We start from the raw sequence: 16,040 nt of genomic DNA, 5'->3' as shown, positions 1-16,040 counted from the left end.
TATATAGTAGCCCTGTACTTCTTTTTGCAAAGTTATTATTCTGTTTCCACATATGGTGTACCTTTTCTTCCAAAAACAGAAAAATGTACATATCTTTTCGGATTATTCTTTATGTCTGCCAGTAATTCCTTCAGCTCATTAGAGGCGTCGTTCAGGTTGTTGTACATCTCTTCGTCTTTCATAAACTTACCAAGAGTACCTTTACCCGACTGCACATCATTAAGAATGTTATCTACATTAGCCAGCGTGCTCTCTAACTGCCTTACGGTTTGCGCAAGGTTTGCCGCATTTATAGAATCTGTTATCTGTGCAAGGTTGGCAGTAGTTTTATCAAGGTTTTCAAAAGTGCCGTCAATTTTTTCCCTGTTGCCCGAAATCATGTTGTTTAATGATGTAGTGGCACGGCTAAACTCCTTCATGGTTTTGCTAAGGTCTGCAATACTGCTGCGAAGGTTTTGCTGTGTTTGATTATCAAAAACATTATTAAGGTTGTGCAGTAATGAATCGGCAGTAACAACAGTTGATTCAACTTTGTTTTGCAGTGGTGCCAGTTGCTGCCCCACACTCGAAATCATTCCGGGTTCTTCGGTACCTTCAAGGTAAGCGCCGTCTTCGGCAGGCTTGGTGTTTTTATAATCGGCTAAAATCGCTATTTCTTTTCCTCCCACTATACTTGGCTGGTTCATAACCGCCCTGCTGGTTTCAGAAATAAAAACTTCATTGTTGCTTATCTGCATTTTTACAAGCAGCTTTCCTTTTGCTTCCGGAGTTATAGAGGTTACCTTACCAATAACAAGCCCGTTGTAGGTAACGGGTGCCGAAGGTGAAAGCCCTTCTACGTTTTCATATATAGTATAAAATGTACGGCTGGAATTAAATAAATCCCTGCCTTTTAAATAACTGTACCCCCAAATAAATACCAGTACCGCGCCGATAACCAGTATTGCTGTTTTAACTTCTCTTGTTACTTTCAAAATCTGACTGTTTTTTTAACAAAAGTAGGATAATAAATTATATACAAGTGTGAATAAAAAATTAATAATATCCAAACACCTGCTACTTTATTGATATGCTATCGTTTAGAATTACCCTGAATTTTTAATGCTTCCTGCACAGATATTTTCTTGCCGTTGGCAAAGGCTACTACAAATGCAGAATCGAAGCCCTTTGCTTTGGCCTGCGCCTGCAACTCTTTAGCCTGGTCATAACTGCCAGTGCTGCCGTAAAAATACTTGATTACGGATGTGCTTGTATCTTTACTTATATCATCTAACCCGTTAAAATTAGAAGGTACTGTTTCAAGGTCTTTGCTGCTTGCAGCAATCTGTACTTTATAAATAACGCCGTCAGCAGTTGCTTTGCTGTCGTTAGATTGTTTTACAGCCACCGGTTCTGCTTCGGGTTCAGGCTTTATTACTTTTGCAGGCTCAGGCTTAACAGTGCTCTGGGCCAGTGGTATGAAATATTCTTTCTTATAAGCCAGTATTGCATCTGCAATGGCTTTTGCCAGCTTGTCCTGCCCTGCTTCTGAATTAAGGTATTCCCCTTCAGGCTTGTGCGAAAGAAACCCAAGCTCGATAAGAATGCGGGGCATGTAAATATTCCTCAGTACCAGGAAGCCCGCCTGCTTAACGCCCCTGCTCTTTCTTTTAAGGTCATACGTAAAAGCATCCTGAACCTTACTCGCAAGGTCTATACTCTGGTCTAAGTATTCCTGCTGCATAATCTCAAAACCTATTGCCGTTTCAGGCTTATTAGGATCATACCCCTTATATTTAACCTTATAATCGGACTCAAGGTAAATCACGTCATTCTCTTTCTTCGCCACCTCAAGGTTACTGGCATTACGGGTTAAACCCATAACGAACGTTTCTGTACCAAATGCCGACTGGTTTACCGCGCCGTTGCAGTGGATTGAAACAAATATATTCGCCTTTGCATCATTAGCTATGTTGGCCCTTTCGTTCAGCTCTATAAAAACATCTGACTTCCGGGTATAAATAAGCTCTACATCAGAATGCTTTTCTAAAAGCTTACCTACCTTTAGCGCGACATTAAGTGCAATGTTTTTTTCGGCAAAGCCGTGGTATATGGCGCCATAGTCTTTGCCGCCGTGCCCGGCATCTAGCACCACTTTAAATTTAGAGCCGGATTGCCCCAGGCAAATGCTGCTGAATATAATAAAAACTACAAATGCCAGTTTAATATCCTTAATCCCTTTCATTATGCTAAAGCGTTAATTTACGTGTAAGTGTTAAAATGCAATCGGTGGAATATTTTCACAAAATTATCGTAAGTTTGACACTCCAAAAAATAAGCCACTTTTTTACAAAAATAGTATTAATACAGTTGCGCGCAAACTTTCTCCATATCGTTTTATCAGCAATTTTCCTAACAGTGGGCACATCAGCACTATGGGCACAGGAAACACCAAAGTCTGTAACCGTTCCGCAGGAAAAAAATGACACTAATAAACCCCTTATACTTAAAACGGAAGAAGAGGCAATAAAGTCTGCAGACAGCACAGTAAAAGTTCCCGACACGGTAAAAAGAAGCAAATCGGCACTGGATGGCGAAGTGCACCGCGTGGCAAAAGACTATGAAGAGCTAAACCAGGAAACAAAAGAGCTTACACTGTATAATGAAGCCGAGCTGTATTATAAGGATATAGAGTTGAAAGCCGGTATCATAAAAATGAATTATGAAAAAAATGAGGTGTATGCCGGGCGTATTAAAGACTCATTAGGCAACTACACCCAAATGCCCTATTTTAAGCAGGGTACAAATGTTGTGGAAGCAGACTCGATACATTTTAATACAGTAACCAAAAAGGCAAGGGTTTGGAACTCACGCACCGATCAGGGGGAATTTCGTGTTAAGGGTGAAATAACCAAGAAAGAAAACGATTCTGTATACTTTATAAAAGGGGCACGCTTTACCACCTCTAAAAATATAGATAACCCCGAATATTATTTTTATACCGACAAAATTAAGCTGGTACCAAACAAAAAAGTAGTGGTTGGCTTTACCAATATGGTTATTGCCGATGTACCCACACCCGTGGCATTACCGTTTGCTTTTTTCCCGATGACAGACGAGGCTGAATCGGGTTTTATAGTGCCAACATTCGGGGAGAATAACCGGCAGGGTTACTTCCTGCAAAACGGAGGATATTACTTTGCTCTCAGCGATTATTATGACTTAACTGTATTAGGAGATTATTTTACCAACGGCAGCTATGGTTTGCGCTTTCAGTCGAGCTATGCAAAACGGTACAGGTTTAGCGGTAACGTTAACCTGAGGTTTGAAAATACGGTGCAGAGCGAACGCGGTTTCCCAGACTATGCGCGCTCAAGACAATATAACATTCAATGGTCGCACAATCAGGACGCCAAGGCCAACCCTAACTCGCGTTTTGCTGCAAGTGTTAACCTCGGTTCCAGCCAGTATTACAGGCAGTCGCAAAACCTTGCCAATATTGGGGCAAGCCTTAACAACACATTACAGTCATCAATATCGTATTCCAAAACATTCCAGACAGTACCTCAAATTAACTTTTCGCTAAGTGCCACACATAGCCAGAATACGAACACCGAGGTTATAAACATGACGCTGCCTACTTTACAGGCAAGCGTTGACAGGATTTTCCCTTTTGCCCCGGCAGATGCGCCAAAAAAAGGATTCATCAAAAATTTAAACCTGCAATATAACCTGAGGGGAGAAAACAGGATCACCACAACCGATTCGCTGTTCTTTAAGCCGGAAATGTTCAGGGATGCGCGTTCGGGCCTACAGCATAGCATACCTTTAAGCACTAATTTTAAAGTGTTTAAATATTTTAGTGTATCGGCAGGTACAAATTACCAGGAAACCTGGGTAATGAATACTGTTGAACGCTTTTATAACACTAATACTAACGAGGCTGAAATACGCGACCTGAAAGGTTTTGACAGCTACCGCACTTATAACTTTTCATCGAGCATAGGTACTACTATATATGGTACTTTTAATTTCGGGGAAGATAAAAAAGTACAGGCCATAAGGCACGTTATGCGCCCGGCAGTATCATACAGCTACACCCCTGCTTTTGACCAGTACTGGGATACTTATCAGCTTGATGCAGCAGGAAATTACAGGGATTATACAAGATTTGAAAACGGCCTGTTTGGGGCACCCGGTAATAATCTCGCAAATAACATAGGACTTTCGGTAAACAACACCTTTGAAGCCAAAGTGAGGAATGATGACGAAACAGCAGAAGAGCCTAAAAAAATAATGCTGCTTAACAACCTTAACCTTGCCACCACATATAACATAGCTGCCGACTCGCTTGCATGGTCGCCTTTGCGCATTACAGCAGGAACCAACCTGCTTAACCAAAAAATGAATATTAACTTTGGTACTACGTTAGACCCTTATGCAATAGATAATAATGGTAACAGGATTGAGCGTTACAACATAGATAACGGCGGTAGCCTGTTCAGGATGACAAGTGCCAACTTTACGGTTAACTATTCTGTATCCAGCAAAGATGGCAAGACAGGAAAAGGTAAGGACGGGGACAGCCAGACAGCACGCAATGGTGGGCGCGAAGATGACCTATTTGGTACTGCGGTTGACCTGAGCGACAGGCGACAGAGTATGTTTGATGATGACGAGGATGCCGATGCGGAAGACAAGACAGGAGGTACTTTCTTTAATGCAAAACTGCCTTGGGATTTGCGCTTTGCCTATTCCCTCACCTACAGCAACGCTAACAGGCAAAGCAAAATAACGGGTAACTCTATAATGGTATCGGGTAATATTGATTTAACCCCGAGGTGGAAGATGGGCTTTTCATCAGGTTATGATTTTGTGCAACAGGGGGTAACATTTACCCAGCTACGCTTTGAGCGCGACCTGCTTAGCTGGCGTATGGATTTTAACTGGGTTCCGTTTGGCGATAATACCTACTGGGGCTTTTTTATCGGGATAAAATCATCTGTACTTAGTGATATTAAATATGACAAGCGCCAGGTGCCTGACCGTGTACTTGGAAACTAACTTTAACCATACTATGAAAAAAATTATATTTACAGAAAAAGCGCCTGCACCAATAGGACCATACAGCCAGGCTGTACTTAGCGGCAACACACTTTATACATCCGGACAGATAGCTATTAATCCTGAAAACGGAGAGCTTGTAACCGACACTATCGAAGATGAAACGCGCCAGGTTATGGAGAACATGAAAGCGGTACTTGAAGCTGCCGGAATGGATTTTGAAAACGTGATAAAAGCTACCATATTTATAAGCGACATGAACGACTTTGCTCGTATAAATACCGTTTATGGTGCTTATTTTAATGAAAAAACCGCTCCTGCAAGAGAAACGGTTCAGGTGGCATGCCTGCCTAAGAATGTAAATGTAGAGATTTCTATGATTGCTGTGAAATAGCCAGAAGCAGCAGTTCAGCAGTTGCAGGGTTTGTTGCAAGCGGCACATTGTGCACATCGCAAACCCTTATCAGCATATTGATATCTGCCTCGTGCGGGTGGCTTGCCAGCGGATCTTTAAAAAAGAATACCATATTGGTTTTGCCCTCTGCCACACGTGCCGCAATCTGCGCATCACCACCCAAAGGACCCGACAGCATTTTGTTTACAGTAAAACCTGCCTCTTCGGCCTTACTACCGGTTGTCCCGGTAGCTACAAGCCGGATATTCTCGTTTATGAGAATATCCTTATGCTTGTTTAAGAACTGAACCATCCCGGCTTTCATACCGTCATGTGCTATGATGGCTATTTCCATATAATATAGCAGTTAGTTTAGCTCGTGATATTCTATAAGCCCGTCAATTGGCCTCCTTAGCACGTTGCCCAGCTTAAGGTTGTTTTTCTGTAAAACCTCTGCAAGCTCTGCTTTCAGGTAAAACGCAATAGAGCCTACAAAATGTACAGGTACCTCATGCGCATTATCATACTGGGTAATATAGTTATCTACAAAAACCTGCATGGCATCTGTAATAATACCTTTAATAAAGGTGTGCTCCCTGTGCTGTATTAAAAACTTTGCAAAAGTGGCAAGGTAGGCATTAGGGTTCGGTTCTTTATAAAGGTTATGCTTTATAACATCAGGGTCAAGATTATACTCCTTCTCAAACTTTTCAGACAGTTCCTTCGGCATCTTATTGAAGTAGTAAGCACGCAAAAGGTCGCGCCCGAAACGATTGCCGCTGCAATCGTCCATTGCAATATAGCCTAATGACTGAACTTTCTGGTGCAGCTCCTCGCCATCAAAATAGCTGCAGTTAGAGCCTGTGCCCAGTATGCATATAATCGCTTTTTCGTTAGTAGGGTTAGTGGCATAGGCCGCTGCATACGTATCCTCCTTAACGGTAACTTCGGCATTCGGGAAAAACTCCTGAAAAATTTCTGTCATGAATTTTTTCATCCTGTCGGTACCGCAGCCTGCCCCATAAAAGAAAAGGCTGGTTACATCGTTACGGTTATTATATATGTCAAAACGTGCTTCAAGGCGCTCTATGGCTTCTTCCCTGTCTATAACCTCAGGGCTAAGGCCAAGCGTTTGTGTGGTAAAAAGCCTGTCGCCGTTCTCATCCAGCGCAATCCAGTCAGCCTTTGTAGCACCACTGTCAACTAATAATTTCATAATGATTGAGAGTTAGTTTATAGTTAAGTTAAGTTCGCAATATTAAAGTATTGGTATTTTTAGGTATGGGTTATGTTAAGTTGTTTTCTGCAAAAAAATAAAAATCCCGTCTTTACCTGTAAAAGACGGGATAAATTAAAAAATATATTACAATGATGCGATATGCACTGATAAATCTATTAGCTTGCTTGAGTAGCCATACTCGTTGTCATACCACGAAACCAGCTTAAAGAAAGTTGAGTTAAGGCCAATTCCCGCTTTTGCATCTACAATGCTCGTTCTTGAATCTGATATAAAATCCTGAGAAACCACATCATCTTCCGTAAAGCCAAGTATGCCTTTCATATCGGTTTCAGAAGCATTTTTAAGAACACTCATTATTTCTTCGTAAGAAGTTTCTTTTTTCAGCTTAACCGTAAGGTCTACTACAGAAACGTCTGCTACGGGAACACGCATAGACATACCTGTAAGCTTTCCGTTAAGTTCCGGTATTACTTTACCTACCGCTTTGGCAGCACCTGTACTTGCCGGTATGATGTTAAGCAATGCAGCACGGCCACCGCGGAAATCTTTTTTAGATGGGCCATCTACAGTTAGCTGTGTAGCTGTTGTAGCGTGTATAGTTGTCATTAAACCTTCTTCAATGCCGAAGTTATCATTAATAACCTTAGCTAACGGTGCAAGACAGTTTGTGGTACAAGATGCGTTAGATACTATTGTATCGTTAGCTGTAGCCTTATCGTGGTTAACACCCATTACAAACATTGGCGCATCTGCCGATGGTGCCGATATTACCACTTTTTTAGCGCCACCATCTATGTGCAGCTGTGCTTTTTCAAGCGTTGTAAAGATACCTGTACATTCGGCAACCACATCAACTCCTGCCTCATCCCATTTAAGTACAGATGGATCTTTCTCTGCCGTAACGCGGATATGCTTACCGTTCACGTAAAGGTTACCGTCTTTCACCTCAACTTCTCCTTTAAAGTTACCGTGTACAGAGTCATATTTTAAAAGGTAGGCAAGGTGGTCAACCTCTAAAAGGTCATTAATTGCCACTACCTCTACATTATCCCTGTTTATTGTTTCGCGGAATACGATACGGCCAATCCTGCCGAAACCGTTAATTCCTAATTTTACTTTTGCCATTTTTGTGATTTTAGTTTACAGTTTTATTTCGTTGTTTTATATAGATACAATATCACTCACGCGGATAAGTTCTTTATCTATGTAAGATTTGCCTTTTACGGCATTTTCAAGCGGGGTAAGCACCACTTCGTCTTTGATAAGCCCCACCATATAATTCGATTTGCCGTCGAGCAGTGTTTCTACAGCTTTTACACCAAGGCGGCTCGCCAGTACCCTGTCAAAACAGCTTGGGGTACCACCGCGCTGCATGTGGCCTAATATAGATACACGCACATCATATTCAGGCATATTCTCTTCCACGTAATCTTTAAGCTCAAAGGCGTTCTTACCTATTTTATCGCCTTCGGCAATTACCACTATGCTTGATGATTTACCTGAAGCCTTACTCTTCCTTAATGATTCTAACAGCCTGTCGAGCCCCATATCTTCTTCAGGAATGAGTATCTCCTCGGCACCGGCACCAATACCTGCATTAAGTGCAATATGTCCTGCATCGCGCCCCATTACCTCTACAAAGAAAAGCCTGTTGTGCGAACTGGCAGTATCGCGTATCTTATCTATAACTTCAACCACGGTATTAAGCGCGGTATCATAACCAAGCGTAAAACTGGTGCCATAAATATCATTATCTATAGTACCGGGTATGCCTATTACAGGGAAGTTATATTCAGAGTTAAAGATAAGGGCGCCTGTAAAGCTGCCGTTACCGCCAATTACCACAAGGGCATCTATATTATTATCTACTAAATTCTGGTGGGCTTTTTTGCGGCCTTCGGCTGTCATGAATTCTTTAGACCTTGCCGATTTAAGTATTGTTCCGCCTTTGTTTATTATGTTGTTAACGCTACGTGCGTTCATCTCTTTAAAATCACCTTCTATCATTCCCTGATAGCCGCGGTATATACCGGCACACTCTATATTATGAAAAGCGCAGGTACGCACTACGGCCCTTATTGCGGCATTCATTCCGGGTGAGTCACCTCCTGAAGTTAGCACGCCTACCTTTTTGATATTTACAGACATTTTTTAATATTTAATTGTAAAATTAATAATTTAATACAATAAATTTATCTGTAAATGCAATCCATTAATAATTCTATAACATTTCAAACGTTTTCGTTAATAAGTTTTTTCTCTTATTTAGCATTTTAAAATAAAACAGACAGCTAAATTTAACATCAAGCTGCCTTTATAGTATTGTCTTATTAATGATTAATCCGTTTCAGGGATGCGTTCAGGTTCTTTTTCTTCGGTGTTTGGCTTCTTCCTGTTCCTGCGCTCTGCGAACTCTAAAAATTCGGGAGAAAGTTCAGAATCAGGTATATCCGTACCATCGTTATTATCCTGCTTCACCTCCGGCTTTTCCTTAAACAGCTTTTGCCAGAGCTCACTCAGTGTATTAAAATCGACTTCATACGTTAAACCTACACCTTGCGTATAGCCTATGCCCTCTCCTAAAAAGTTAATGTCATTTTCACGGTTAAATACCCTTGCTTTGAAGGTATTCTCTTCATTAAGGCGGAACTGAGCCTCTATATTGCCCACTATAGCCGACTCATTTACCCCTCCCACAGGCACACCCACCTGTCCGTTTACCGTTATCCTGTCGCTAATCTGAGAAGAAAGGGTTACCCCAAGCTGGCTGTTGGTTTCTACATAAGGGTTACGCTCTCCCTGAACGTAATTTACACCTACCTGAAGTTTACTGTCATCATCGCTCAAAATATCATTAAACAGGCTGCTTGCTGTTTCCAGAAGTGGTGCATAAGCAAGTGAATTGGCGTTATTAGGGCTGAGGAAAGCACGCTGATATAATAGTGAGAGCGCCTGCTTCTGCCTCATGTCAGGGTCGGTAAGCCTGTACTCAAGGTCAGAACGCACCACAGAGCTCACGTTAGGGAAATTAATCTGGAACTCGTGTTGCGGCTGCATAAGGTTTCCGGTAAGCTGAATAACAACCTCTACAGGGATGTTCCTGTTAAACGATGCATTTTCTAAAAGCACTGATGGGTTTGCCTGTGTTTTATAGACTGCCTCAAGGTTTAGTATAGCCCTGGTAGGGTCTCCCGCCCAACTGATATACCCACCCGGCCTTGCGGTCAGCTCTTTATCAAAGAGACCTGCATATTTAAAATTATATACACCTTCTTTTACAGAGAAATCACCATTCATGTTAAACTTGCCCAGTGTGTTAATCTCAAGTAGCATAGTACCGTTACCCCTTGCAGAAAGCCCATGGCCTGAATTCTTATCAATTATAATGTCGATGTTGGCATCGGGAGTAATGTTCAGGTCAAACTTCATCTCAAGGCCTTTGTAGGTCTTGGTATTGGCGATATAGTTTAAATCAGGATTATTTTTTTCTTCAGGGCTAAGAAAGTCGATATAAGGCGTTGTACCGGCAGCACCTGTATTGTTAAGCGGTATTTTTATATCAGTACCTTCTTCCGACTCTGCATTGGCCTGAATAAATAATGCATTGGTAGGCCCCGTAATACTGGCAGTACCTTTAATAAACGCCGTACCATAAAATAATGCATCGTCGCTATCCTGAGTATCAAGAACCAGAATGCGGTCTGACTCCAGGCTTAAATCAAGTGCCCAGTCTTTAAAAAAGTTATGGATAACCTTGCCGTTAAGGTAAGCCGATGTATTATGTTTTGTGTCTGTCAGTTTCGGCCTCCTGAAGTATATACCCTCTTCCGTAAGGTCTAATACCGAATTTTGCTCGAAATTATAATCCGTATTAAGGTAGCCAATCCTAAGCCCCGCATCCTGAAGGTAAAACCTTGCGTCTATCTCAGGTTCTTTAACGTTGCCCACAATAGCCGCACGCCCTGTTGCAACACCTCTTATATCAGGAAAAACGCCTTTTAGCCATACCTCAAGAAAGCTGATATCAAAATCAGTAAAAATAGCATCAAGCGAAAGCTCGGTCTGCCTGTTCACAATATCAATTGTACCATAGGTATATAGCTTTTCTTCATCTTCTTTAAAAATGGTAGAGCTCACATTGAACCTTCGCAGGTTGCGGTCTCCGTATATCTGCAGGTCGAGGTCGCCTAAAATATGGTTGTTCATCCTCAGCCCGTTTATGGTAAGCATAGACTGAGGCTGGTATTCATCTCGCTTTTGCTTAAGGGTTACATCACCGTTTATGCTTCCACCAAATTCAAGGCTGTCAAGCGAGGGTGTAATCTTCTCAAGCGCTACATCGTTAAAAGTCAGCTTCAGGTCTTTATAGGTCGAATCCTTAATTGTACCCATAAATTCCATGCGTTGCTCGTTATGCGAAATGGATATTTTATCAATAGTAAAATCGGTCAGTTTTTTGTTGAAGATAATTTTATTATCCTGCTCATCTTCTTCATTAATGTACCACAGGTAATCTTTAAAATTGATCTCTGACTTTTTAAAGCCCACTACCGATTTATTCTGTTCGTTGATCGTGTGGTACAGGTTAAGGTTAAAATAGTCTTTAGCTTCACGCCCGCCTTTAAATTCTGCCCTTAGCTGAAGCGTATCGTTATATTTTACATTTATAAGGTTAAAATCGGATATGGTATAGCTTTTTGAGCTAAGGCTGTCCATACGGATATAAGCATTATACAGCGGGTTTTTATTATCGATATCGATACTGATGTTATTGAAGGTATTGTTGTTCAGCGCTATGTTAGGGGAATCAAAATTTAAATCGAAATCACCTTTATCAGCATTTATGCTACCTTTCAGCCTTGTGTTTTGCCCTACATATACATCCGGCAATACTATCCCCACAATTTTATTGTAGATAGTAAAATCAAAATCAAGAAACTGGCCGGGCTTAACCTTATGCGGCGAATAGTTGGTATAAAGGCTGCCCAATGCATTCTCTACCAGTTTTGGCAACTGGCCTGTATCAAACTTGCCTCTTATACGACCTTCTACAATATCTGTTGAGTTAAATGTAATAGTCCGCACATTCTCTTCATCAAAAGACGACTCGACTAAAAAGTCTTCAAAATAGTAGCTGTCCCTGCTGTTTTGGTATGAAAGCCTTGTTATTTGTAATTTACCTGCAAGGTTGTTTAAATTGGTACCGGTAGCATCAAGCATAAGGTCTCCCTTAAAGATAGACAGGGTATCTTTCTTCATCAGCTTAAGCGCTACAAGGTCGGCATAATCTACCTGCGCATGAAAATCGAAAAAGCTGCTTTTCCTGCTCATATCAGCCATACCATCAAAAGACATCAGCAGGTTTTTGTCGTTACTGTCTATATTGCCTTTAAAAAACGGCCATTTCATAGTACCGTCTATAGTAATATCTTTATAATTATACCCATTAAAAGCAAGCTGGTCTATGTGCCCGCTAATCATGGTGTTTAAAGATTCTTTATTGAATCCTTTGCCGTTTACAGATAAGTGCGCCGTGGCTGTACCTACCGTTTTATTATCAAGCAGCGCACCCACATTAAAGCCATTAAGGTAAACTTCTCCTTTATATACCGCTTCAGAAGGTTTATTGTACTGTGTTATATTTACATCTGCCTCTCCTTCGCCAAGCTCAGAAAGCACATATAAATTGGTGTCCAAGTATTGTTTGGTAAGTGTTACATGCCCCTGCATATCTACCCTGCCCAGCTTTTCAAGTACTGCAGGCAGGCTCTTGCCTAAAATACGTGGCATTATTTCGCGCAGGTTTCCGTATTCTGAGGCTACACGGTCAAAATTGCCATCCATATAAAAGCCGGGGCCTTCTTTATCAAAAAGATTACGGAAATTTACAGTACCTATAATTTCGCTGTTGCGGGCATCAAGCAGTTTAAGGTTGTGAAGCACAAAGTTGTTAAGCGGGCCTTTAAGCGTTGTAGAAAGGTAGAACTTGCGGTTATCGCCAAACTCATTATAAAAGTAATTAAGGTCTTTGGTAGCTACTGCGGCCTTATGTACCTGAAAGTCGAACTTAACTTTATTAACAAAATCTTTCATATCCTCGCGGGTATAGGTAAGCTTTACATTACCCTGCAAGGCTGAATTGGTAGTAAGCAGGTCGAGGTTATTCAATATTATATTGGTGGAAGTATAGCTAAAATCTGCCGAAAGGTTTTCTACAAAAAGCCCCCTGTGGTCTTTAAGCGAAAGCTTAACTATACCGGCACTAACATTTGGACCTTTTATGGAAAAGCCGTTAAGCTGGCCGTTAAGCTTTGTAAAATCGAGCACTTTAGCGGTTACGGCGTTTTCATTGGTAAGCCTGTAACGCCCGTTGGTTACAAAAAGCTCATCCGCCTTTAGGCGGAAAGAACCATCGCCCGGTTTGCCGTTATCGAACGATTTTACAAAAACATCAAGGTTGCTGGAGTCTTCGCCCTTATAAGTCTTCATGTGGAAGATTAACGCTTCTGCGCGAATGGTGCCAAAGCCGAAGTGGTTTTTTGTAAGCTGCCTGAAACTTAAAATATTGGTTTGTATTCGATTGGCAGAAATAAGTGTATCGTTATGATGGTCCAGTATCAGTACGCCTTTCAGTTTTACTGTACCAAAAACAGAAATGGCAACTTTATCTACCTGTATGTTGGTACCAAAGTCTTCATTAAGGGTTTTTGTGGCATACTGCGCTATTTTTGTCTGCACCACAGGCAGCGACAAAGCAATACCCAAAAGCAATAAAAGCAGGATGAGACCTATTAATGTGCGTATGAGTATTTTTTTAAATTTTTTGATACTGCTAATTGTTTTAAATTTGTGCGATGGCAGCTACCGGCAATTATTGAACAAAAGTATGCAAATTTGTTAATTGTAAAACTGCAACAGCCTGTTTTTGCTATTCCAAATACCGTGCCTGATTATGACAGAAAAACCTTTATATATTTTAGCAATAGAAAGTTCGTGCGATGATACCGCCGCCGCCCTACTACAGAACGAAAAAGTTTTGAGTAATGTTGTGGCACGCCAGGCAGTTCATGAAGAATATGGTGGCGTAGTGCCGGAGCTTGCCTCGAGGGCGCACCAGCAGAATATTGTACCGGTTATTGATGTAGCACTAAAAAAAGCAGGTGTAGAACGTACACAGCTTAGCGCAGTCGCATTCACACAGGGTCCCGGGCTCATGGGCTCGTTACTTGTGGGCAGTTCTTTTGCCAAAAGTATGGCTATGGCACTGCAGGTACCGCTAATTGCCGTTAACCACATGCAGGCACATATACTCGCCCATTTTATTGATGAGGAAGGTTATGACAAGCCAACTTTCCCGTTTCTTGCCATGACGATAAGCGGAGGGCATACCCAGATTGTAAAGGTTAACGATTACTTTGATATGGAAGTAATTGGCGAAACCACCGATGATGCCGTGGGTGAAGCTTTTGACAAAAGTGCCAAGATACTGGGGCTGCCTTACCCGGGCGGACCGCTGATAGATAAATATGCAAAGGAGGGCAACCCTAAAGCATTTGCCTTTACCAAGCCAAAAGTACCGGGGCTTGATTTCAGCTTTAGTGGGCTTAAAACCCAGATACTGTATTTTATACAGAAAAACGTTGCCGAAAATCCTGATTTTGTAGCGCAAAACCGCAATGATATTTGTGCCTCAATACAATATACCATTATTAAAATTTTAATGGAAAAGCTAAAAATGGCTGTCGCCGAAACAGGTATAAAGCAGGTAGCCATTGGTGGAGGTGTTTCCGCAAACAGCGGTATACGCACCGCCTTGCAGGAAGCCGAAAAGAAATATGGCTGGAAAAGCTATATCCCTAAATTTGAATATACTACCGATAATGCCGCCATGATTGGTATCGTGGGTTACCACAAGTATAAAAAACAAATGTTTAACGATAGCGCAGTAGCATCTAAAGCAAGGATAGCCCTGTAATGCAATTATTTTATAACCCAAATATTAGCAATGCCGATACTTTTTTTACATTTGATAAAGAAGAGAGCAGGCATATTGTAAAGGTTTTACGCAAAAAGGAAGGCGACGCCATACAGCTCACCAACGGCAAAGGCAGCCTGTTTACGGCAGAGATAAGCCTTGCAAGCGATAAAAAATGTATCGTAACTATTACAGGAGAAACTACTTATGAGCCCCTGCCCTACTACCTGCACCTTGCCGTGGCACCAACCAAAATGAACGACCGCTATGAATGGTTCTTAGAAAAGGCTACCGAAATCGGCATCAGCGAAATTACCCCGCTTATTTGCGAGCATAGCGAACGTACCGTTTTCAAAGCCGATCGCTTTGGCAAGATACTGCAAAGTGCCATGAAGCAGTCGTTACAGTATTACCTGCCTCAATTAAATGAGCCTGTTGCCTTTAAAGATTTTGTAAACACAGCACACGATGGACAGCTTTTTATAGCGCACTGCGAGGAAACCGACAAAAAACTGCTTAAAACAGCTATTAGCCCAAAACAGAAAATCACCATACTCATTGGTCCTGAAGGCGATTTTTCGGTTACGGAAATTGAACAGGCACTACAAAAAGGTTTTGCTGCCGTATCATTAGGCAATACCCGCCTGCGTACCGAGACTGCCGCTATTGTGGCAGCACACAGTGTTGCGTTTGTGAATGAAGGTGTTTAATTCTTTTTCATAGAAAGCAGCTCTTTGCCTAAATCATTAAAGCTGCCTACCATCTTCATGTTAGAGTTAGGTATCATCTGTATAACTGTTTCCAACGTTTTTACAATTGTCCTGATGGTTTCGTCTTTAAGGTCTTTTACATAAATCCTTTCCGTAATTTCTAAATGCGATTGAAGGCAGGGTATCCCATTGCACAGCAATTGGTATTTATATCCAACAATAACAACATCTTCTTTAAAAAAGATACCATCATCTTTAGCTACCTCTTTGTACGGAATTATCTGCACCGTGATGTTAGAAGCTTTTAATCCCATAGCATATCCTTTATCATACTCATTCTGCCGCTGTAGCCGGCAATCTTCCTTAATATGGTTTAGCTGCTTTTCAAATTCAAGCTTATTTCTGCTGATTATATTTTCATAGTTCAAGCGGAGCTGCGCCTTTTCTTTATCGGAAATATTACGCATTTCCAGCTCAAAAGCCCGCAATTCAACCGAGTTTGATATACCTGTGACCTGTTGTTTTGTTTTCTGAATTTTTATCAGATACAGCAGCATACCTACCACCACAGCAAACGCAGATGCAATTACAATATATTGTAGTTCCATATTTTTTAGTTGGTTAATTAGATTTTCCAAATATATATAGTTTTTTAAAGTTTAAGTATATTTACCAAAC

The 16,040-nt window shown here is 41.3% G+C and carries 12 protein-coding genes; 4 read left to right on the top strand and 8 right to left on the bottom strand.

All coding sequences use genetic code 11. The features are described 5' to 3' along the window. Positions 1-35 precede the first annotated feature (35 nt). Positions 36-974 carry an MlaD family protein gene (locus KJK34_RS01330; protein ID WP_223052042.1) on the bottom strand — a complete coding sequence of 313 codons (939 nt, stop codon included), beginning with the start codon at positions 972-974 and terminating at the stop codon, positions 36-38. Positions 975-1,072: 98 nt separating this feature from the next. Continuing rightward, on the bottom strand, positions 1,073-2,224 hold the full coding sequence (locus KJK34_RS01325) for an N-acetylmuramoyl-L-alanine amidase family protein (RefSeq protein WP_223052041.1): 1,152 nt from the start codon (positions 2,222-2,224) through the stop codon (positions 1,073-1,075). Between the two features lie 35 nt (positions 2,225-2,259). Between KJK34_RS01325 and KJK34_RS01320 the strand changes: the two genes are divergently transcribed. Beyond that, the gene (locus KJK34_RS01320; RefSeq protein WP_223052040.1) at positions 2,260-5,043 is read left to right on the top strand and encodes a putative LPS assembly protein LptD; all 2,784 of its coding nucleotides are present in this window, start codon (positions 2,260-2,262) and stop codon (positions 5,041-5,043) included. Positions 5,044-5,056: 13 nt separating this feature from the next. Next, entirely contained in the window at positions 5,057-5,437 is a 381-nt protein-coding gene (locus KJK34_RS01315) for a RidA family protein (protein WP_223052039.1), read from the top strand. On the opposite strand, the gene KJK34_RS01310 is transcribed toward KJK34_RS01315, so the two are convergent. From KJK34_RS01310 to KJK34_RS01290, 5 genes are all read right to left on the bottom strand, one after another. After that, positions 5,418-5,792 carry a methylglyoxal synthase gene (locus tag KJK34_RS01310; RefSeq protein ID WP_223052038.1) on the bottom strand — a complete coding sequence of 125 codons (375 nt, stop codon included), beginning with the start codon at positions 5,790-5,792 and terminating at the stop codon, positions 5,418-5,420. The genes KJK34_RS01315 and KJK34_RS01310 overlap by 20 nt on opposite strands. 12 nt (positions 5,793-5,804) lie before the next feature. After that, complete coding sequence (locus KJK34_RS01305) at positions 5,805-6,653, bottom strand: BadF/BadG/BcrA/BcrD ATPase family protein (RefSeq protein ID WP_223052037.1); 849 nt, start codon at positions 6,651-6,653, stop codon at positions 5,805-5,807. 147 nt (positions 6,654-6,800) lie between these two features. Beyond that, entirely contained in the window at positions 6,801-7,802 is a 1,002-nt protein-coding gene (gene gap / locus KJK34_RS01300; RefSeq protein ID WP_223052036.1) for a type I glyceraldehyde-3-phosphate dehydrogenase, read from the bottom strand. Positions 7,803-7,838: 36 nt separating this feature from the next. Beyond that, entirely contained in the window at positions 7,839-8,825 is a 987-nt protein-coding gene (pfkA, locus tag KJK34_RS01295) for a 6-phosphofructokinase (protein ID WP_223052035.1), read from the bottom strand. Positions 8,826-9,014: 189 nt separating this feature from the next. Beyond that, positions 9,015-13,448 (bottom strand): translocation/assembly module TamB domain-containing protein, encoded by a 4,434-nt coding sequence (locus tag KJK34_RS01290; protein ID WP_236937556.1) that lies wholly within the window; start codon positions 13,446-13,448, stop codon positions 9,015-9,017. Between the two features lie 181 nt (positions 13,449-13,629). On the opposite strand from KJK34_RS01290, the gene tsaD reads away from it, so the two are divergent. Both tsaD and KJK34_RS01280 read left to right on the top strand, forming a co-directional pair. Continuing rightward, the gene (tsaD, locus tag KJK34_RS01285) at positions 13,630-14,652 is read left to right on the top strand and encodes a tRNA (adenosine(37)-N6)-threonylcarbamoyltransferase complex transferase subunit TsaD (RefSeq protein WP_223052034.1); all 1,023 of its coding nucleotides are present in this window, start codon (positions 13,630-13,632) and stop codon (positions 14,650-14,652) included. Continuing rightward, a complete protein-coding gene (locus KJK34_RS01280) occupies positions 14,652-15,362 on the top strand; it encodes a 16S rRNA (uracil(1498)-N(3))-methyltransferase (RefSeq protein ID WP_223052033.1) in 711 nt (236 codons plus the stop codon). The genes tsaD and KJK34_RS01280 overlap by 1 nt, the downstream gene beginning before the upstream one ends. Here the strand turns inward: KJK34_RS01280 and KJK34_RS01275 are convergent. Beyond that, a complete protein-coding gene (locus KJK34_RS01275; protein WP_223052032.1) occupies positions 15,359-15,970 on the bottom strand; it encodes a hypothetical protein in 612 nt (203 codons plus the stop codon). The genes KJK34_RS01280 and KJK34_RS01275 overlap by 4 nt on opposite strands. Positions 15,971-16,040 lie beyond the last annotated feature (70 nt).

Source organism: Flavobacterium coralii, from assembly GCF_019891545.1.
Taxonomy (GTDB): Bacteria; Bacteroidota; Bacteroidia; order Flavobacteriales; family Flavobacteriaceae; genus Flavobacterium; species Flavobacterium coralii.
This window is presented reverse-complemented; position numbering and strand designations above follow the sequence as displayed.

Coding starts and splice junctions, on each gene's coding strand:
- KJK34_RS01320 (WP_223052040.1), top strand. CDS start 2,260: ATGCAATCGGTGGAATATTTTCACAAAATTATCGTAAGTTTGACACTC.
- KJK34_RS01305 (WP_223052037.1), bottom strand. CDS start 6,653: ATGAAATTATTAGTTGACAGTGGTGCTACAAAGGCTGACTGGATTGCG.
- KJK34_RS01310 (WP_223052038.1), bottom strand. CDS start 5,792: ATGGAAATAGCCATCATAGCACATGACGGTATGAAAGCCGGGATGGTT.
- pfkA (WP_223052035.1), bottom strand. CDS start 8,825: ATGTCTGTAAATATCAAAAAGGTAGGCGTGCTAACTTCAGGAGGTGAC.
- KJK34_RS01280 (WP_223052033.1), top strand. CDS start 14,652: ATGCAATTATTTTATAACCCAAATATTAGCAATGCCGATACTTTTTTT.
- gap (WP_223052036.1), bottom strand. CDS start 7,802: ATGGCAAAAGTAAAATTAGGAATTAACGGTTTCGGCAGGATTGGCCGT.
- KJK34_RS01315 (WP_223052039.1), top strand. CDS start 5,057: ATGAAAAAAATTATATTTACAGAAAAAGCGCCTGCACCAATAGGACCA.
- KJK34_RS01325 (WP_223052041.1), bottom strand. CDS start 2,224: ATGAAAGGGATTAAGGATATTAAACTGGCATTTGTAGTTTTTATTATA.
- tsaD (WP_223052034.1), top strand. CDS start 13,630: ATGACAGAAAAACCTTTATATATTTTAGCAATAGAAAGTTCGTGCGAT.
- KJK34_RS01275 (WP_223052032.1), bottom strand. CDS start 15,970: ATGGAACTACAATATATTGTAATTGCATCTGCGTTTGCTGTGGTGGTA.